Origin of the sequence: Streptomyces sp. NPDC058650 (assembly GCF_042717315.1) — a bacterium.
Classification (GTDB): domain Bacteria; phylum Actinomycetota; class Actinomycetes; order Streptomycetales; family Streptomycetaceae; genus Streptomyces.
The window spans coordinates 121,817-140,086 of the sequence record NZ_JBHXRL010000009.1 but is presented as its reverse complement, the minus strand read 5'-3'; the positions used below and the strand labels follow the sequence as shown (position 1 = coordinate 140,086).

Below are 18,270 nucleotides of genomic sequence, written 5' to 3'. Positions count from 1 at the left end.
CCTCTCAGGTGAGGAAGGTCTTGAGTTCGTGGACGAGCTTGTCGATGTGGCCGGAGACCACCGGGGTGCCGAGCGCCTTGAACCGCTCGCGGAACCAGGGGTTGACCTCCTGCCGTCCGGAGCTGGTGACCGAGCCGACGGGGATGAACCGCACCCCGGACCGGTGGACCGCCTCGATGCCCTCGAAGAGCGGCTGGGAGCGGTCGAACTCGTAGAAGTCGGAGATCCACACCATGACGGTGTTCTTGGGTTCGGCGATCTTCGGCCGGGCCATGGCCATGGCGACCGGCCCGTCGTTGCCGCCGCCGAGGTTGGTGCGGAGCAGGACGTCGAACGGGTCGTGCACCCAGGGAGTGAGGTCGATCGCGCGGGTGTCGTACGCGATGAGGTGGACGTCCACCTTCGGCAGTCCCGCGAAGATCGAGGCCAGGATGGTGCAGTTGACCATCGAGTCGACCATGGAACCGGACTGGTCCACGACGACGACCAGCCGCTGGGGCGTGGTCCTGCGGACGGTGTGCCGGTAGTAGAGGCGGTCGACGTAGAGTCGCTCCTCCTCCGGGCTCCAGTTGGTGAGGTTCTTCCAGATGGTGCGGTCGATGTCGAGGTTCCGGAAGACCCGCTTGGGCGGGACCGAGCGGTCCAGCTCGCCGACGGTCGCCTTCTCCACCTGTGTCCGCAGGACCTCGGCGACCTCGTCGACGTAACGCCGGATGAGGGACTTGGCGTTGGCCAGGGCAATGCCGGAGAGGTTGCCCTTGTCGCGCAGGAGCTGCTCGATCAGGGACATGCTCGGGGTGAGCTTGGCCGCGAGCGCGGGATCCGCCAGTACCTCGCGCAGGTGCATGCGCTGGACCAGGTCCGCCTCGACGGCGCCGAGTTCGGCTCCGAGACCGCCACCGGTGAGGCCCGCTCCGGCCGCCCGGCCGCCGCGCAGCCCGCCGGGCGGGCAGCCGAGCGCGCGCTCCAGCCAACCGGCGTCCGACTGCCAGCGCGCCAGCTGACCGGCGGAGACGGTGCCGGAGCCGGTGGAGAAGACGTTGAGCAGGACCTTCGAGGCGAGTGCGGCGCGCCGTACCTCGGCTGCCCGGTCGCGGGCGTCGTCCGGTTCGGGCTCCGGGGTCATCAGGCCGTCGAACTCGTCGGCCAGCTCCGGATGGCGCTGGACGACGGAGTCGACGGACGCGCCCGGGTCGAGCAGCGCCGAGGGGAGGCCGATGTCCTCGACGACGGCGAGGCTCGCGGACTCCAGAGAGGCCTGCTCCTCGTGGTCGAAGAGCCGGGCGAGGAGACGCCAGTAGAGGACCTGACGGCGGTTGTCGTCGGAGTCGACGGCGTCGGCGGCTTCGGCGGCAGTGACAGAGGTGGCGGGGTCGGTGCGGTCGGTCATTTCCGCAGCAGCCTTCCGGCCCGTTCACGCAGGACGGCGACGGAGTCCGTGGCCGCCTTCTCCGCCCGGACGCCGGCCTTGTCGGTGGTTCCTCCGGCCCAGGCGCCCGCGTGGACGGCGACCGTCTTCTTCCGCACCGTCGTCTCGACGGCGAGGGGCTGGAGGACGAACGCTCCGGCGTCCCAGCGGAGGAGTCCGATGCACGCGCCGGACGCGGCGACCGTCTCCGGGGTGAGCGGACCGGCCGCGGGGACGCGGTCGGTGTCGACGGCCAGCCGGTGCCCGGCGACCGCGAACGCCGTCGTCCCGTCGTCGTCGTGCTCCACCGCGTACCCCTCGACGAGGACGGGCACGGCGATCCGGACCGGGTGACGGTCCAGCGGGGCGGTCACCGGGTCGGAGGCGGTGGACAGGATCACCCGGGCGGTGGCGAACGGGTCGGCGGGCTCCCCCGCCCGGGCCCGCTCGTCGTCCCAGACGAGGTCGCCCTCGGCGGTGACGGGCATGGCATCGACCTCCATGGAGCGGCCCTCGCTCACGGCGGCCAGCAGTGACATCCGCGGGCGGAGCAACTGCCAGAGTCCGGCGCCGACGACGGTGTCCGGCTTGGGCGCGGACACCGTCGCCCGCACCAGGCGCGGCGGTGCGCCGTCGGCGGGCTCGAACACCGCGTGGACCTGGGCCTGTACGGCGGTCGCGTGCTCCTGCACGTCGACGCCGAGCGGCAGCAGCCGGCCGGTCGCGGCGGCCGTCGAGGGGATTCGGGTGGCCCCCGGCAGGGTCAGCAGCAGCGCGCGAGACCAGAGGTCGGCCCAGCGGCGCACCGGGACGCGCTCCAGGGTGGCACCCGGGCAGGAGGCGGCCAGTTCGGCCGCGAAGCCGTCGAGCAGGGTGGCCTGACGCCGAAGCAGCGGGTCCGGCAGCATCGCGGAGACCACGGGGGCTGCGCCGGCGACCAGCTCGTGGTCGATGCCCTGCCAGCCTGCGCGGGCGATGTCGCACAGCCAGGCGCGGGCGGCCGCGAGGACGTTGGCCGCGGGGCCCTCGCCTCCGGCGGCCGGTGCGGTCGCCTCCGCACGGGCTCGGCCCGTGACGTCCCCGACGCGGGCGACGAGCGCGTCGTGCGCGGAGCCCATGAGGGCGGTGCGGGCGGCGGCGAGGGCCACGAAGTGCTCCTCGCCCGCCGCGCCGGCCGCCGTCTTCTCGGCGGCCTCGGCGACGCGGGAGGCCAGCGGCGTCCCGGCGACGGCGTCCGTGAGCGCGGCGAGGCCGTCGGCCTGCGCCGACTGCGGACGGAGCAGTCCGGCGACGAGCACCCGGTCGAAGGCGTCGACGGCCGCGAGCGCCTCGTCGAGTCCGGCCAGGGAGTCGGAGAGCAGATCCGTACGCATCAGGCCACCGCCCTCGTCGGCGGGAACCACTGCATCTCGGGCAACGGCACGGACACCGGCTCCCGTTCGAGATAGGCCAGGTGCCGCAGGAACCGGCTGAACACCGGCGCGGCCGCCGCCGTGTCGCCCTGGGCGGGGCGCGCGGCGGTCATCACCGAGACGAGCGCGTGGGCGTCGGGCTCCTCGCCGGGCGTCTCGGCCTTCAGGTAGCGGGCGACGCGCTCGGCGCCGTACGGCAGGACGGCCTCGCCGACGAGCGTCCGGATGTGGTTGCAGAACGCGCCGCGCGCGCCGCCGCAGGGACGGTTGTTGTTGGTGCTGCACGCGAACGCGTACGTCCCGGCCGCGATCGAGGACACGTACACGCGCCCTATGTCGGACCCGCTGGACACGACACCCTGCAACCGCCCGTCCGCCAGCTCGACGAACGGCACCTTGGCGAGCTTCCGCGGTCGCGCGGGCGGTACGACCCGCGCCACGCTCGACGTCTCCCAGACCGTCAAGACACCTCTCCCATGCACGTCAAAGGGATGTTCACGCCGGATCGGCGCGACAGGAACGAACCTATCCCCGCCCACTGACAACGGCCCGGGAGCGGCCGGAAAGTGGGTCGTTCACCACCAATAGGCGGGGTACTTGGGTGCGCCGCGGCGGATGCGGGACGCGGTGAAGGCGGTCAGCACGAGCAGGACCGTGGCGCCGAAGAGGAGGGGAACGAACCGGCCGGGCGCGGGCGACTGGAGCACGATGACGACGGCGGTCGCGCACGCCGGCGAGTGCGGCGTCCGCGCCAGCGTCGTCAACGCGAGGGCGACACCGGCGGCTACGGCGGCGGCCCAGGTGCTGCCGCCCGCCGCGGTCGCGACCGCGTATCCGGCGGCGGCCCCGAGCAGGTGGCCGACGACCACGCTGCGGGGCTGGGCCAGGGGGAGCGTGGGGGCGCAGTGCACCAGGGCTGCGCTGGCGGCCAACGGCGGTATCAGTACCGGCTCGTGGATGGCGGCGCCGATCGCGACGAGGCCCAGCAGGGCGGCCGTCGCCGCGGTGACGCTGTGGAACGCGGCCGCGGGTGCGGGGCGGGCCGGAGCCCGGCCGACGATCCGCGGCAGGCGGGGGCGGGGCGGGGCTGCGGGGCCGGCGAAGTCCGTAGGGCCGGTGGAGTCCTCGGGGGCGGCGGAGTCCCTGCGATCGGTTTCGGTCCGGGGTGCGGCGTCGGTGCTCATGTGATGCGGTGTTTCCGGGCGGGCGGCCGTGGGCCGGGCAGGACAGGGGCAGGGGTCGGGGCAGACGTCGGGGAGACGGTCGTACGGGACTCTGTGATCGACAGTCGGCCCGGTCATGCGCGTGATCCTGATGCGGCGGCGCAACCGATCACCACTCTAACCAGCGGTTTCGCGCCGGAGAGGGCGGGGTCGACGCGGTGCCCTCCGCCCATCCGGCGTAAAATGGGCTGAATGAACACACTCAGGTACGAGCTGGTGTTCTCCGACGGCACGGGCTCGGCGCGGGACGTCGTGATCGTGGAGCGCACCCTCGCCTCGGGGCCCGGGGGCCATCCCGTGTACGCCGACCCGACGGGCATCATCCGAGCGGAGATCAGCGACCGCGGCGAGGTACGCGTCCTCGCCTCGGGCGGCCACCAGGAACCCGCTCAGACCGTCGCGGTCCGGCCTCTGCCCGACGAGCGGGGAGAGCACGAAGAGCCCCCCGTCCACGGGGACGGGGGGCCGGCGGCACGCCGACCGTGAGCGGCGGCGCCACGGTGTGCGTCAGACGTGCAGCCCGAGCGCGGCGGTGATCACGTCGCCGATCTCCTCGGTGCGGCCGTCGAGGTAGAAGTGGCCGCCGGGGAAGACCCGCAGATCGGTGTCCGCGCCGGTGAAACCGCTCCACGCCGCCGCCCGCTCGACGGGGGCCACGGGGTCCGCGTCGCCGACGAGGACGGTGATCGGGCAGTCCAGCGGCGGGCCCGGCTCCCAGGCGTACGCGCCGATGGCCCGGTAGTCGGCGCGGAGGGCCGGCAGGGCCATCTCCATCATCTCGGGGTCGTCGAGGACGCCCGCGCCCGTTCCGCCGAGCATCCGGATGGCCGCGATCACGTCGGCGTCGCTGCTCATCCGGTCGGCTGCCTGGGGCCGGGGCTCCGGCGCGGCCCGCCCGGACAGGAACAGCCGCAGGGGGCCGGGCGCCGACCGCGCGGCGAGCCTGCGCGCGGTCTCGTAGGCGACGACCGCACCCATGCTGTGTCCGAAGAAGGCGTACGGCCGGCCGTCCGCCGGGTCCAGGGCGTCCGCGACGAGTTCGGCGAGCCGGGTGACGGATTCGACCGGCTGCTCACGATACCGGTCCTGCCGCCCCGGGTACTGCACGGCCAGCACGTCGACGGCGGGGCTCAGGAGGCGGGAGAACGGCACGTACGAGGTGGCCGCGCCGCCCGCGTGCGGGAAGCAGACCAGTCGGACCCCTCCCTCCGGTTCCCCCTGCGACACCCCACCGAATCGCCGAAGCCATGTGACGTCCACTGTTCCCCCTCGTGTCCTCGCTCGGGCGCCCGTTCGGATTCCCGTTCACGACTCTGCCGTACTCCCGCCGCTCCCGTACGCCGAACGGAGCGGTCAGCGAGTCCGGTCCCTTCACGGGGCTCCGGGAGCGAAGGACAGCATGCGGGCCTCGTGCCTCGCGTCGTCGCCGGACACACCCGACGGCGTGATCACGATCCGGCCGTTCGCATAGGCAAGGCGCCCGGCGAGCATGCCGCGTTCCGTGGACCGGGCCGTGACGGGATGCCGGAGCACCAGCTTCTGCGTGTCCGCGCCACCCGGGCCGAGCCGGATGATCCCGCCCGGCCGGTCCGCCGAGGGCGCCTCGTAGACGAGAGCGAACAGGCCGCCGTCCGCGCGCAACGGGTGCAGGGTGCTGTCCGCGGACTTCACGCCCCAGACGAGCTTCCCGGTGTCGAGGCTGTAGCCGCCGACCCGGTCGGTGCCGCCCAGGAACACGATGTCCTTGCCGACGGCGGTCCCGGGGCAGAGCTGCGTGTTCCCTCCCGAGTCCCCCGCGTCGGCGCAGTACGCGAACCCCTTGGGCCGGGCGTCGATGGTGGTACGGAGCTTTCCGCCGGGCTTCAGCGCCACGACCCGCCAATTGCCGGTGATGTCCTCGTGGTGGTAGGTGGTGAAGACGACCGGCTCGACGGAGAGCATCTTCCCGACTCGCCAGCCCGGCTGGGTGCGGTAGCGCCAGCGGACCTTGCCGGTGCGCGGGTCGAGCTCACGGAGCTGGTGGTAGGACTTGCCGCGGTCGACGCTGATCGCACAGGTGGAGCTCACGATGAGCCGGGGGCCGCCCGCGAGGTTGTCGGGGTAGCACTTCCCGGGGTTCTCCAGCGGGATGTCGTAGAGCTTGGCGCCGGTGTCGACCCGGTACGCGGCGGCCTTCATGCTCTGGACGATCGCGAGGGTGCCGCCGCTGATGGCGCTGTTCACCGTGATGGTGCCGTCCATGGAGCCGGTCTCGGTGAGCCTCTTGCGCCACCCTGCCTTGCCGGTCTTGAGGTCGATCATCTGGAGCTGGTTGCAGCGGTTCCCCGTCCAGGCCCGGTTGCTCTTGTAGACCACGACGATCTTGCCGTCGGGGGTCGGGTTGGCCGGTACCTCGCAGACCGAGGCCGGCAGCGGCACGCTCCACGCCTCGGAACCGTCCGACAGGCGGCGGGCGGTGACCTTCTCGTACCCGGCCTGGACGACGGTGTCGCCGACGATCCACAGGGGGTAGAGCTTGATGTGACGTCGGGGCAGATCGGTCCGGTCGTCGACGATCCACGCCGTGGCGTCTCCGGCCGTGCGGCCCGCGTTGAGCTCCTCCGACGTCGGGATCTTCTTCGGCGTCGGCGTGGCGACGGCGGGGGTACGGGAGGGTGTCGGCGTCGCCGAAGGGCTGGGCGCCTTGTCGGCCACGGGCGCGGCGGGCCTGCCCCAGCGGCCCTCGGTGACGGCGTACACCCCTCCGCCCGCTGCCAGGAGCAGCAGGACGAGGGCGGTGGCGAGCACCGGCCCCTTGCGGAAGCGTCCGCGGCGGGGCGGCGGCTCCGGCGGGGGGTAGCCCCCGGGGGCGTACGGGTTGTGCGGGACCGGCTGCTGCGGCTGGTGCGGCTGGTACCAGGGCTGTGGCGGGTGGTGCATCGGACTCCCCTGCTGTCCACCGGTCGTCGAGCTGTCCACTAGGAGGCGACTCGCTCGCCGGACGGGTCGGCGACCACGATCTGGAGGTGCGACGGAGCGTAGCGACGCGCCTTGTCGACCATCGTCGAGAGATCGAACTTGGCACGCGGAACGGCGACATGGACCGGGGCGGGCATCGCAGGGTCCTGCGCCAGGGCGGACACCCCCGCGGGAAGGGCCGCGCCGGGCCGGAACCGTGCCCCGATCAGCGCCCGCTGTCCGTCCGCCGGGGTGACCACGACGAACTGGGTGAGGTCGGTCCACGGCACGACCACCGTGCCGAACCGGGCGCCCGCCGCGTCGAACTGGAACGCCGTACGGCGGTTCTCGAACGAGGCGATGATGAAGGGCACCGCCGCGACGATGACGACCCCGCCCTTCATGTCGAGGGCCCAGCCGAGGAGCGCGGCCAGCGCCACGACACCCACGATCGACCCCCACAAGGCCGCCTGGTCCTGCGCGGAGAACGGATGGGTGACCCGGTAACGCTCCCATCGGCCGCGACGGCGGGTGGGCCGTGCACCGGACGTGCCACGGGCATGCGACATGAGGATATGTCCTCTCTTGACGGTGTGTCGGCTGCTCTTCGCCGACCGACTGCTCCCGCTCACCGCCCGGCCCGTCGGCACCCGACATGACGAGCCCCACACTGGACAGGCGCTCTGCAGCGCGGATGAAATCCCGCTGATGCAGGAGACTGGGAGAACTGCGCGGGCAGGGAACACGGGGACATGGGGCTTCGAAGTGGGCGTGGATGCAGGGGGGCCGGGTGCGGTTCCGGCCGGGGCGAGGGGACGGCTGCGGATCGAGCTGGTCGGGCCCGTCCGGGCACTGCGCGGTGATACGCCGATCGGACTCGGCCCGATACGGCGACAGGCGGTCCTCGCCGCCCTGGTGCTGCGCGCGCCGGCCTTCGTGACGTACGGGCAGCTCCTCGACGACGTCTGGGGAACCGAACCTCCGGGCACGGGCCACCGGGTCCTGCCGAGTTACGTCTACGCCCTGCGCAAGGCGCTGGACACACCGGGCGCCGGGCCCGCCCGGTCGGTGATCGAAGGACGGCACGGCGGCTACCGCTTCGTGCCGGGCGAGACCAGGACCGACCTCGCCGACCTCGCCGAGCACGCCGGCCTCGCGCGGCGCGCGAAGGCCTCGGGTGACCTCGGCGGCGCCCTCGACCACGTCGACCGGGCCCTGGAGCTGCTCCGCGGCGAACCCCTGCCCGGTCTGCCGGGGCCGCTCGCCGACACCGAGCGGCACCGCCTCGCCCGGCAGCGGCGCGCCCTGCTCCAGGACCGCGCCGAGTGCCTGGTGCTGCTCGGGCGGTATCCGGACGCCCTGGACGGTCTCATGGCGGCGCCGTCGGCACGGCCTCACGACGAGCCGCTTGCCGCACTGCGGATGCGCGCCCTGTACGGCAGCGGGCGGCAGGCCGAGGCGCTGGCCGTCTACCAGGAGACGCGGCGGCGGCTCCTCGACGAGCTGGGGGTGGAACCGGGCGAGGAGCTGCGCCGTGTCCACCAGGCCGTCCTCCGCCGGGAGGACGAGCTGCTGCTCGGCCGGGCGGCGGATCCGCACGCGGCCGTCCCGTACGCGGGCGGGGACACCCCGCTCCAGGACTCACCACCCCAGCCGCGCCCGCGTCCCCAGCCCCGTCGTAATGAACTGCCCGGCGACACCGCCTGCCTGGTCGGCCGCGATGCGGAACTCGCCCTGCTCACCGCCCCCGTGGCGCCCGGTGCCGTGTCCGTGATGACGATCGACGGCACGGCGGGCGTGGGCAAGACCGCCCTGGTGGTGCGCGCCGCCTGGGCGTTGGGCGACGCCTACCCCGACGGGTGCCTGTTCGTGGACCTGCACGCGTACGGCGCCGCCCATGAAAGCGTCGGCCCGCAGCGGGCACTGCGGCGGTTGCTCCGCACTGTCCGTGAGTCCGGTACCGAACTCCCCTACGACTCGCCCGACTTGGGCGAACCCGTCGACCCGGACGACGTGACGGAGCTCGTCACCGCGTGGCGTGCGGCGACGAGCGGCCTGCGGCTGCTGCTGGTCGTGGACAACGCCCGCAGCGCCGAGCAGGTCAGGCCGCTGCTGCCCGCCGGGCCGGGAAGCCGGGTCCTGGTGGCGGGCCGGAACCGCCTGCCGGGCCTCGACGCCGATCTCCGGCTCACCGTGGAGCCACTCGGCTCCGGTGACGCCGTCGGCCTGTTCCGGGAGCTCCTCGGCCAGTCCCGGGCGGACCGCGAGCCCGAGGCCGCTCGCGAGCTCGCCCTGCGCTGCGGCGGCCTCCCGCTGGCACTGCGCATCGCGAGCGCCCGGCTGCAGAACCGCCCGTCCTGGACGCTGGCCTTCCTCGCCGACCGGATGTCCGACGACGCGCGCCGCCTCGGCGAGCTGCGGGCCGGGGACCGCAGCGTGGAGGCCGCCTTCCGGATGTCGTACGACCAGCTCCCCCCTGAACTGCGGCGCGGATTCAGGGCGTTGGGCTCGGCTCCGACCGCCCGCTTCGACAGCCGCACCCTCGCCGCCATGCTGGGCGGGTCCGATGAGGACGCCGAGACCCTCCTGGAGGACCTGGTCGACGCGAGCCTGCTCCAGCAGCCGCATCCCGGCCGCTACCGGCTGCACGATCTCGTACGGGCGCACGCGCGGCGTCTCGCGGCCGCAGCGCCCCGGGAAGCCGCCGCGGACCGAGCCGCCGTCCTGGGGCTCTACGCGGCGGCGGGCCGTATCGCGAGCGACTGGGGACCGGAGGCCTTCCCCGCCGGCCACGACGTCACCGGTCCGCCGCCGTTCTCCGGTGCGGGTGAGGCCTCCGCCTGGCTGAACGCGGCGGGCGGAGACCTGGTCGACGCGGTGGCCTTCGCGGCCGCCGCCGGTGAGTTCGACCACGCCTGCCGGATCGCCGAGGCCCTGGTCGACCACCTGGCGCGCCAAGGCCACTTCCACGAGTGCCGCACCGCCCTGGAACGCGCCCTGGCCTGCGCGGACATGACGAGCGACCGACGGATGCCCTCCTCGCTGCGCATCTGCCTGGGAATCGTCGACGTCTACCAGGGGAGGTTCCGGCAGGCGGGCGACTGGTTCGCCGAAGCGCTGCGGTACGCCCGCTGCCAGGGCGATCCACGGGACCTGGCCCGGGCGATCGCCGGAATGGGCGCCGCGGCGTGGCCGCTGGGCCGGACCGACGAGGCGTTGGCCCGACTGAGCGAAGCGGTGGAACGGGCGTCCGGTCTGGACGACGACTGGCTGACCGGGATGGCGAACTGCAACCTCGGCGCGATCCACTCCCAGCAGGGACGGCACGAGCAGGCGCTGGACCACTACGCCACCGCGCTGGCCCTCGCCGAGAAGAACGGCCGCCCGCGGACGATCAGCAGCACCCTGTGCTTCGCCGCCGACGCCCATCTGGCCCTCGGCCGGCACGCGGAGGCCACGGACCTGCTGCGGCGGGCGGCCGAACTGGCCCGTGAGGCCGAGGATCTCCCGCTGCGCGCGGCGGGTCTGTCACGGCTCGCCGCGGCGGAGCACGTACAGGGGGATCTGCGCTCGGCCGTGGACACCCACCACGAGGCGCTGTCGACGCTGACCCGACACACGAGCACGTGGCTGGAGATGGGCGTCCGGATCCGCCTCGGCGGCACGTACGCGGCGGCGGGCCGGCACGCCGAGGCGCGCGAGGAGTTCCTTACCGCGCTCGCCCTGCCCGGGGCGGGCGACCACCCCCGGGAGTACGGGATGGCACGCGACGGGCTGAACGGCACCTCCCCGGAGTCCGGCGACCCCGGGGAGGAGCCCCTGAGCGACCCGGGAGGCCCGCTCGGCTCCTGAGAGCCGGGCGGGGTGCCGGCACCCCGGCAGCCTGACTGACCGTCAGTCGGTGCGGGGTGTGCCGAACTCCTCGATGAGCACGGGATACTGCTCCCCGCCGTGCCCGGCGGCGATCGCGCGGTCCGCCATCGCCTTGATCAGCTTCGGCAGTTCGGCGTTGACCCCCAGCGCCTCGCTCTCCTCGATCAGGTGGTCCATCGCCCGCGCGTCGGTCTCCAGCGCCGACACCTCGGCGGGGAAGGAACCCTTGTCGATCTGCTCGGCGTACCCGGGCAGCCAGTCGGCCACGCCTGCGGCGATCTGCCGCGCGAACGGCGCGTACGTCGCGGCGTCGACACCGGCCGTCCTGAGCATGGCGGTGCCCTGGAGCCAGGCGTTCAGGACGCTCCACATCATGGCGAGGCCGGCCACGTCGTACAGGGACGCCAGGCCGTGGTCCGCGCCGAGGTGGGTCACCGTGCCGAGGGCTTCGAGCGTCGGCTCGTGCGCCTCGAAGACCTGCTGGGGCCCGCTGTGGAGGATCACCGCCTCGGCGGTGCCGATCCCCGACGGGATGGCCATGATGGCGCCGTCCAGGTAGCGGGCGCCCTGCCGCGCTGCCCACGCCGCGGCTTCGCGTGCCTGGCCCGAGCTCCCCGAAGTGAGGTTGATCAGCGTCGTGCCGTCCAACGTGACGTCGTTCGCGTCGAACAGCTCGTACATGGCGTCGTAGTCGGTGAGGCAGATGATCGTCAAGCGAGCCGCCGTGAGCGCGTCCCGGAGGGTGGGCGCCGACCGCGCCCCCGCGGCCACCAGCGGGTCGGCCTTGGCGGACGTGCGGTTCCACACGGTCGTGGGATGTCCTGCTTTCAGGAACGCGCCGGCGAGTGCCCGGCCCATCAGTCCGAGTCCGATGACCGTCACGGGCGCGTGTGGTGTGTTGTTCATGGCAGCATCGTCAACGTTGATACCGGTGTGAAGGTCAAGCGAGGTTTCGATGCGTATCGGGGAACTCAGTCGTCGGGCGGGCGTCAACGCCCATCAGCTGCGCTACTACGAGGCCCAGGGCCTGCTGAGTGCGGCCCGCGGCACCAACGGCTACCGCGAGTACGACGAGAGCGCCCTGCTGAGGGTGAAGCAGATCCGGCACCTGCTCGGAGCGGGGCTGTCCTCCGAGGACATCGCGTACTTGCTGCCCTGCGCGGTCGGCGAGGCCCCGGAACTCGCCGGGTGTCCCGAGCTGTTGGCCGCGATGCGCTCGCGCCTGCGGCGACTGGACGACGAGATGGACCGGCTCGCCCAGTCCCGCGAAGCCCTCGCCGACTACATCGACGCGGCGGAACGCGTGGGCGGCGAGAGCTACCCGCCCTTCACGGATGCCGACGTACGGCCCGTCGCCTCCTGAACGGGTGCTCGCGGCTCCCGGTCACGCGTCCCAGGTGACCGGGAGGCTCTTCACCCCGTAGATGTCCGCGGTCTCCGGACGCAGGACGACGTCCTCGGCCGGTACGGCCAGGCGCAGCGTGGGGAACCGGGCGAGCAGCGCGTTGAACGCGACCCGCATCTCGACACGGGCCAGCTGCGCGCCCAGGCACAGGTGGACGCCGTGGCCGAAGGCCACGTGTCCGCCGGACTGCCGCCGGATGTCGAGGACATGGGGGTCGGCGTAGCGCTCGGGGTCGCGGTTGGCGGTGTTGTACGAGAGGACGACCGTCGTCCCGGCCTCGACCAGCCGGCCGCCCACCTCGACGTCCTCCAGCGCCGTCCGCATGAAGGACTTGGCGACGCTCAGATACCGCAGCAGCTCCTCGACGGCCTGGTCGACGAGCGCGGGATCGGCGCGCAGCGCGGCCAGTTGCTCCGGGTTCCGCAGCAGCGCGAAGGTCCCGAGGGCCAGCATGTTCGCGGTGGTGTCGAATCCGGCCGCCAGCAGGATCAGGCTGATGCCCTTCAGTTCCTCGTCGGTGAGGTCGCTGTCGGTGAGTTCGCTGAGCACGTCGTCGGTGGGGTTCGCGCGCTTGGCGGCCACCAGCTGGGCGAGGTACTCCTGGGTCGCGGTGTAGGCCGCGATCAGCTCCTCGTCACCGGTCTCCCCGCCCATGAACGTGTCGATCTGTTCCTGGAAGGAGTCCCGGTCCTCGTACGGCACCCCCAGCAGCTCACAGATGATGATGGTCGGGATGGGCTTGGCGAACGCGGTCACCAGGTCCGCCCGCGGGCCGGCCTCCTCCATGGCGTCCAGGCAGTCGGCGGTGATCTGCTCGACGCGCTCGGTGAGCAGCCGCATCCGCCGTGCGGTGAACTTGCCCACCAGCGGCTTGCGGTAGCGCCCGTGGTCGGGATCGTCCATGAGCAGGAACTCGCCGGGCGGGGCCGGCGGGATCTCGAAGTCGACCACGTTCAGGAGGTCCTTGCGGGAGCTGAACCGGGGGTCGGCCAGGACGGACCTGACCAGGTCGTATCCGGTGATCAGCCAGCCGGGTTTCCCGCCGGGGTGGGTGAAGCGGCTGATGGGGCCGTGCCGGCGGGCTTCGACGAGCTCTGCCGGCGGGTCGAAGGGGCAGCCGGGCGGGCGCTCGGTCGGCAGCGTCGTGACGGTGTGGACGGTCTCGGTCATCGCCATTCCTCATCTCTCGGCACAGCTCGTTCTCCCCTAACGAAAGCTACGTTGCGTTCACATCATCGTCAATCGCGAGAATCGCATTAATGCAGGTAGATTAAGGGAAATTGATGCAATGGCGCTGGAGGTGAATGCAATGATGCGTTGCAATGGCTGACGGCGAAGGCAAGAGGCGCGCGACCGCGGCCTCCGCGTGGGCGCCCTGCTCGTGAGCGGCTTCCCCGGACTTCGGCACCCAGCCGGCATCGGTCCCGACGGCGTCCCGAAGCCCCTGCCACGTCGCCCGCATGTACCCGCCCCCACGTCCAGGCACCCGCCTGCTTGGATGTCTCCCATGTTGAGTTCCACGAAATCCGCCGGCGCGCTCCGGACAGCCGCACGTGTCTCCGCCGAATCGCTTCTCGTGCTGCTGATGGCCGCGGTGACGCTCTGGCTCGTGGGCCGGATGTGGTCCGTCGTGTGGCCGCTGATCGCGGCCCTGTTCCTGACCACCCTCACCTGGCCGCCGGCCCGCTTCCTGCGGCGGCACGGCTGGCCGCCCGCCCTGGCCGCGACCACGGTGACGGTGCTCTTCCTCCTGCTCGTCGCGGGCATCGTCGCGCTGATCTCCGTACCGATGGCGTCCCAGTCCGGCGAACTCGCCGACGGCGTGGTCGCAGGGATCCAGCGGCTGCGCGAGTGGGCGGCCGGGCCGCCCCTGAACATCGGCGACAGTCAGATCAACGGCGCGCTCGACACCGCCGTCGCCCGTCTCCAGGACAGCATCGGCAGCATGGTCAACGCCGTCGCGACGGGGGTCGGCACCGTCTTCAACGGTGTGGTCACCGCCTTCCTCGCGCTGTTCCTGATGTTCTTCTTCCTCAAGGACGGGCCGCGCTTCCTGCCGTGGCTCACCCGGCAGCTTCCCGGCCGGCTCGCCACCGACATCCCGGTCGTGGCCGCGCGCGGCTGGGACACGCTCGGCGCGTTCGTACGCTCCCAGGCGTTCGTCGGCCTACTCGACGCCGTCCTCATCGGCCTTGGCCTGTGGATCCTCGACGTACCCCTGGTGCTTCCGCTGGCCGTCCTGACGTTCGTCTCCGCGTTCGTGCCGATCATCGGCGCCTTGTTCGCGGGGCTCGTCGCGGTCCTCATCGCCCTCGTGTCGAACGGTCCGACCGACGCGCTGATCGTGCTGGCCCTCATCGTGGTCGTCCAGCAACTGGAGGGCAACGTCTTCCAGCCCATGCTCCAGAGCCGCGGCCTGGGCCTGCACGCGGCGGTCATCCTGCTGGCGGTGACGCTCGGCGGCAGCATGGCGGGCATCGTGGGCAGCCTGCTCGCCGTCCCCGCGGCCGCGCTGATCGCGGTGGTCTGGAACTACGTACGCGAGGAGCTCGACGACCCCCGGCAGGAACTCCCGGGGCCCCGGCCGGAACCGACGGCCGACGAGCCGCCCGCCGGCCCGGCCCTCGACCCGGCCGCGACCGCGTAGTCCGGCGGTTCGACGTGCGCGTCACGACCCGCGGGTGAACCATTGAAGGGGGTCGTGCGTGCACCAACCGCATGCGGGGGAAGTCAAGGCATCAGCTTCCGCTTCTAGAGGTGGCGAGCATGGACGTCTTCGATGCCGTCGTCGTCGGATCCGGTTTCGGCGGATCCGTCACCGCGTTCCGGCTGGCCGAGGCCGGCCTGAGCGTATGCCTGCTGGAAAGGGGAAAGCCGTTCCCGCCCGGGTCCTTTCCGCGTAGCCCCCATGACGCGGCCGAGAACTTCTGGGACCCGGACTTCCACTTGTACGGAATGTACGACATGTGGAGCTTCTCGAAGCTCGACGCGTTGGTGTCCAGCGGGCTCGGCGGGGGCTCGCTGATCTACGCCAACGTACTGATCCGCAAGCCGGAAAGCTGGTTCGTCCACGAGTCGTTCGACGGCGGCTACGAGAACTGGCCCGTCACACGCAAGGACCTCGACCCGTACTACAAGCGCGTCGAGACCATGCTCGGTGCGCAGCGGTACCCGTCCGATGTGAAGCCCTATCAGGACACGCCCAAGACCCTCGCCATGGAGCAGGCGGCGGCGCGGCTGGGCCTTCCGTGGGAGCGTCCGAAGCTGGCCGTCTCGTTCGGAGACCCCGCCGTACCCGGCGCTCCCATTCCGGGCGGCGAAAACAACATCCATCACAGCCCCCGCTTCACCTGCAAGCTCGTCGGCGAATGCGACCTGGGCTGCAACTTCGGCAGCAAGAACAGTCTCGACTTCACCTACCTCAGCGCCGCGGACCGGCTCCAGGCCGACATCCGGACCGGCTGCGAGGTCCGCTCGTTCGAACCGGTCCCGGAAGGGTTCCTGGTCTCCTACATCAAGCACGACCCCGCCAGGGACGGAGATCCGCACGCGTCCCCCGAGCGGCACACCCTCAGGGCCAAGCGGCTGGTCCTCTCCGCCGGCACCCTCGGCACCACCTATCTGCTGCTGAGAAACCACAGCGCCTTTCCCGCGCTCAGTCCGGCGCTGGGTACGCATTTCTCCGGAAACGGCGACTTTCTCGGGCTGGTCCTCAAAGCCCGGCAGAGGATCCAGGGCCGGCCCGGGGAGACGGAGCCGCGCATGCTGGAGCCGAGTTTCGGCCCGGTCATCACGAGTGCGATGCGCGTGGACCGCGAGGAGGCCGACGAGAACGGCGAGAGCGTCCGCGGCTTCTACATCGAGGATGCCGGCTACCCGGAATTCCTGAACTGGCTCGTCGAGCACAACGTCCTCACCATGTCGAACAGGGTCGCGAGGTTCCTGCTGCGGCGAGGCTGGTCGCAGCTGACGGGAACGGCCAAGAGCCGTGTGGGGCGGCAGCTCGGCGACGCCATGGGAAAGGGGCTGTTCACCGCGACATCCGCGCCGTTGCTCGGCATGGGAAGGGACGTCCCCAACGGCCGGATGTTCCTCCGGGACGGGCATCTCGACCTCGACTGGGACCTCACCGCCTCGGGTCCGTACTTCGAACAGATGAACACGACCATGAAGCGCGTGTCCCACACCATCGGCGGGCGCTACGCCTCGAGTCCCCTGTGGTGGCTCAACCGCCTCATCACCGTGCATCCCCTGGGCGGCGCGCCGATGGGACGCCACGCGCAGGAAGGCGTGGTCGACTCCTTCGGGCGCGTCTACGGCTACCCGGGGTTGTCGATCGCCGACGGCTCGGTGATGCCCGGTCCCGTAGGCCCGAATCCCTCGCTCACCATCGCGGCACTGGCCGACCGGTCGGCCGACCGCATCATCGAGGATCACCGACAGCACTCCGCGGAGCCCTCATGACGACCGGCCAGGGCGGCGAGCGCCGCGACGCGTCCCCCCGCAGATCCCTCATCCTCGCCGGCGGCGGCCTGAAGGTGGCCTTCCAGGCGGGTGCCCTCCAAGTCCTTCTCGACGAGGCCGAGTTGCGGTTCGATCACGTCGACGGCGCCAGCGGCGGCGTGTTCAACCTCGCGATGTACTGCCAGGGGATGTCCGGGCGCGAGATCGCGGACAACTGGCGCACCCTCTCCCCCCTGAAGGGCGTCACCCCCAACTGGCGCGAGTTGCCGAAGGGACCGTACGCGCGTTCCCTCTTCACCCTGGACGGCTATCGGCGTCGTGTCTTCCCGGACTGGGGACTGGACTGGGAGAGGATCCGGGCCACCGACCGGGAAGCCACCTTCAACCTCTACGACTTCACCTCCAACGAGCTGGAGACGGTGACCGCGGACCGCATGGACGAGGACCGCTTCTGTGCCGGGGTGGCCCTGCCCATGTGGTTCCCTCCCGTCGTGATCGACGGGAGGACGTACATCGACCCGGTCTACCTGACGGACGGAAACGTCGAGGAGGCGATCCGGAGAGGCTGCGACGAACTGTGGATCATCTGGACGGTCAGCCGACGGCACCGCTGGCGGAACGGCTTCGTGGCCAACTACTTCCACATCATCGAAACGACGGCCAACGGCCAGTTGAAGCACTGGCTTCGCCGGATCGAGGCCAACAACGCGGCCATCCGCGCGGGCGAGCACGGTGAGTTCGAACGTCTCATCGACGTCAGGCTCCTGAGCGCCGAGGTCCCGCTGAACTACCTCGTCAACTTCAGCAGGGACCGTTTCGCCCAGGCCGTGGAACTCGGTGTCCACCGCGCCCGCCAGTGGTGCACCGACCAGGAGATTCCCTGGAAGCCCGGCGCCCCTCCGGACCGCCCCGACCCCACCAGTCTGCGCTTCACCGAACGCATGGTCGGACGCGTCGCCTTCGGCGAGCACGACGTCCAGGACATGCCGTCGCCGGAGCACGGAGCAGCCGTCGACCTGGCCCTGCACGTGACCGTCGCCATCCAGGGGATGGACCGCTTCCTCGTCGACCCGGAGCATGAGGCCGCACTGCGGGGAGAGATCGTCTGCCAGGCTCTGGGCGGACGCCTTCCGGTCACGCGAGGGACTTTCCAGCTTTTCGTGGAACGGTCCGACCCCGAGCACCTCGAAATGCGATACCGCCTGTTCTTCAGCGACCGGGCCGGTCACCCCCTCACCCTCAGCGGGCACAAGGACGTCAACGAGGACTCCCGCCGAGGCATCTGGAAGGACACGTCCGTCCTCCACACCCGCGTTCTCCGTGGCCACGTCGGCATCGACGAGGAGCCCGAAGCCCAGGTGGTGGCCACGGGAACCCTTCGCATCCGCCCGGCCGACTTCCTGAAGCAGCTCACCACCTTCCGGGTCGAAGCGCCGACGCTCGCCGGCCGGGTGACCACGCTGGGCCGCTTCGGACGCTTCTTCTCCGGCAAGCTGTGGGACGTGTACGCGCAGAACGTCCTGCCCTGGTCGCCCCTGTGAACGAGGA

The 18,270-nt window shown here is 71.8% G+C and carries 15 protein-coding genes; 6 read left to right on the top strand and 9 right to left on the bottom strand.

What is annotated here, in order from left to right:
• Positions 1-4 precede the first annotated feature (4 nt).
• From ACFWWU_RS18450 to ACFWWU_RS18435, 4 genes are all read right to left on the bottom strand, one after another.
• The gene (locus ACFWWU_RS18450) at positions 5-1,390 is read right to left on the bottom strand and encodes a VWA domain-containing protein (protein ID WP_384146264.1); all 1,386 of its coding nucleotides are present in this window, start codon (positions 1,388-1,390) and stop codon (positions 5-7) included.
• Complete coding sequence (locus ACFWWU_RS18445; protein WP_384146262.1) at positions 1,387-2,811, bottom strand: hypothetical protein; 1,425 nt, start codon at positions 2,809-2,811, stop codon at positions 1,387-1,389. Before ACFWWU_RS18445 ends, ACFWWU_RS18450 begins: the two co-directional genes overlap by 4 nt.
• Positions 2,781-3,284, bottom strand: coding sequence for a hypothetical protein (locus ACFWWU_RS18440; protein WP_384146259.1), 504 nt, complete (start codon positions 3,282-3,284; stop codon positions 2,781-2,783). The genes ACFWWU_RS18445 and ACFWWU_RS18440 overlap by 31 nt, the downstream gene beginning before the upstream one ends.
• A gap of 111 nt (positions 3,285-3,395) precedes the next feature.
• Positions 3,396-4,004 (bottom strand): HPP family protein, encoded by a 609-nt coding sequence (locus ACFWWU_RS18435; RefSeq protein WP_384146256.1) that lies wholly within the window; start codon positions 4,002-4,004, stop codon positions 3,396-3,398.
• A gap of 231 nt (positions 4,005-4,235) precedes the next feature.
• Here ACFWWU_RS18435 and ACFWWU_RS18430 point away from each other — a divergent pair, with 231 nt between their 5' ends.
• Positions 4,236-4,529: a DUF6296 family protein gene (locus ACFWWU_RS18430; RefSeq protein WP_384146253.1), complete on the top strand. Its 294-nt coding sequence runs from the start codon at positions 4,236-4,238 to the stop codon at positions 4,527-4,529.
• 21 nt (positions 4,530-4,550) lie between these two features.
• Here the strand turns inward: ACFWWU_RS18430 and ACFWWU_RS18425 are convergent, their stop codons facing one another.
• The 3 genes from ACFWWU_RS18425 to ACFWWU_RS18415 all read right to left on the bottom strand — a co-directional run bounded on the left by ACFWWU_RS18425 (position 4,551) and on the right by ACFWWU_RS18415 (position 7,549).
• Positions 4,551-5,270, bottom strand: a complete 720-nt coding sequence (locus ACFWWU_RS18425) for a thioesterase II family protein (RefSeq protein WP_384146250.1) — start codon at positions 5,268-5,270, stop codon at positions 4,551-4,553.
• A gap of 144 nt (positions 5,271-5,414) precedes the next feature.
• On the bottom strand, positions 5,415-6,962 hold the full coding sequence (locus ACFWWU_RS18420) for a PQQ-binding-like beta-propeller repeat protein (protein WP_384146247.1): 1,548 nt from the start codon (positions 6,960-6,962) through the stop codon (positions 5,415-5,417).
• 38 nt (positions 6,963-7,000) lie between these two features.
• Complete coding sequence (locus tag ACFWWU_RS18415) at positions 7,001-7,549, bottom strand: hypothetical protein (protein WP_384146244.1); 549 nt, start codon at positions 7,547-7,549, stop codon at positions 7,001-7,003.
• A 202-nt stretch (positions 7,550-7,751) separates the two neighbouring features.
• Between ACFWWU_RS18415 and ACFWWU_RS18410 the strand changes: the two genes are divergently transcribed.
• Positions 7,752-10,832: a BTAD domain-containing putative transcriptional regulator gene (locus ACFWWU_RS18410; RefSeq protein WP_384146241.1), complete on the top strand. Its 3,081-nt coding sequence runs from the start codon at positions 7,752-7,754 to the stop codon at positions 10,830-10,832.
• A 42-nt stretch (positions 10,833-10,874) separates the two neighbouring features.
• Here the strand turns inward: ACFWWU_RS18410 and ACFWWU_RS18405 are convergent, their stop codons facing one another.
• Positions 10,875-11,759: an NAD(P)-dependent oxidoreductase gene (locus ACFWWU_RS18405; RefSeq protein ID WP_384146238.1), complete on the bottom strand. Its 885-nt coding sequence runs from the start codon at positions 11,757-11,759 to the stop codon at positions 10,875-10,877.
• A 49-nt stretch (positions 11,760-11,808) separates the two neighbouring features.
• Here ACFWWU_RS18405 and ACFWWU_RS18400 point away from each other — a divergent pair, with 49 nt between their 5' ends.
• The gene (locus tag ACFWWU_RS18400; RefSeq protein WP_384146235.1) at positions 11,809-12,216 is read left to right on the top strand and encodes a MerR family transcriptional regulator; all 408 of its coding nucleotides are present in this window, start codon (positions 11,809-11,811) and stop codon (positions 12,214-12,216) included.
• Positions 12,217-12,237: 21 nt separating this feature from the next.
• Here the strand turns inward: ACFWWU_RS18400 and ACFWWU_RS18395 are convergent, their stop codons facing one another.
• Positions 12,238-13,428 carry a cytochrome P450 gene (locus ACFWWU_RS18395; protein ID WP_384146232.1) on the bottom strand — a complete coding sequence of 397 codons (1,191 nt, stop codon included), beginning with the start codon at positions 13,426-13,428 and terminating at the stop codon, positions 12,238-12,240.
• 328 nt (positions 13,429-13,756) lie between these two features.
• Between ACFWWU_RS18395 and ACFWWU_RS18390 the strand changes: the two genes are divergently transcribed.
• From ACFWWU_RS18390 to ACFWWU_RS18380, 3 genes are all read left to right on the top strand, one after another.
• Positions 13,757-14,905, top strand: coding sequence for an AI-2E family transporter (locus ACFWWU_RS18390; RefSeq protein ID WP_384146229.1), 1,149 nt, complete (start codon positions 13,757-13,759; stop codon positions 14,903-14,905).
• A gap of 119 nt (positions 14,906-15,024) precedes the next feature.
• Positions 15,025-16,722: a GMC oxidoreductase gene (locus ACFWWU_RS18385; protein WP_384146227.1), complete on the top strand. Its 1,698-nt coding sequence runs from the start codon at positions 15,025-15,027 to the stop codon at positions 16,720-16,722.
• On the top strand, positions 16,719-18,263 hold the full coding sequence (locus ACFWWU_RS18380) for a patatin-like phospholipase family protein (RefSeq protein ID WP_384146224.1): 1,545 nt from the start codon (positions 16,719-16,721) through the stop codon (positions 18,261-18,263). The genes ACFWWU_RS18385 and ACFWWU_RS18380 overlap by 4 nt, the downstream gene beginning before the upstream one ends.
• The last annotated feature ends 7 nt before the right edge of the window (positions 18,264-18,270 follow it).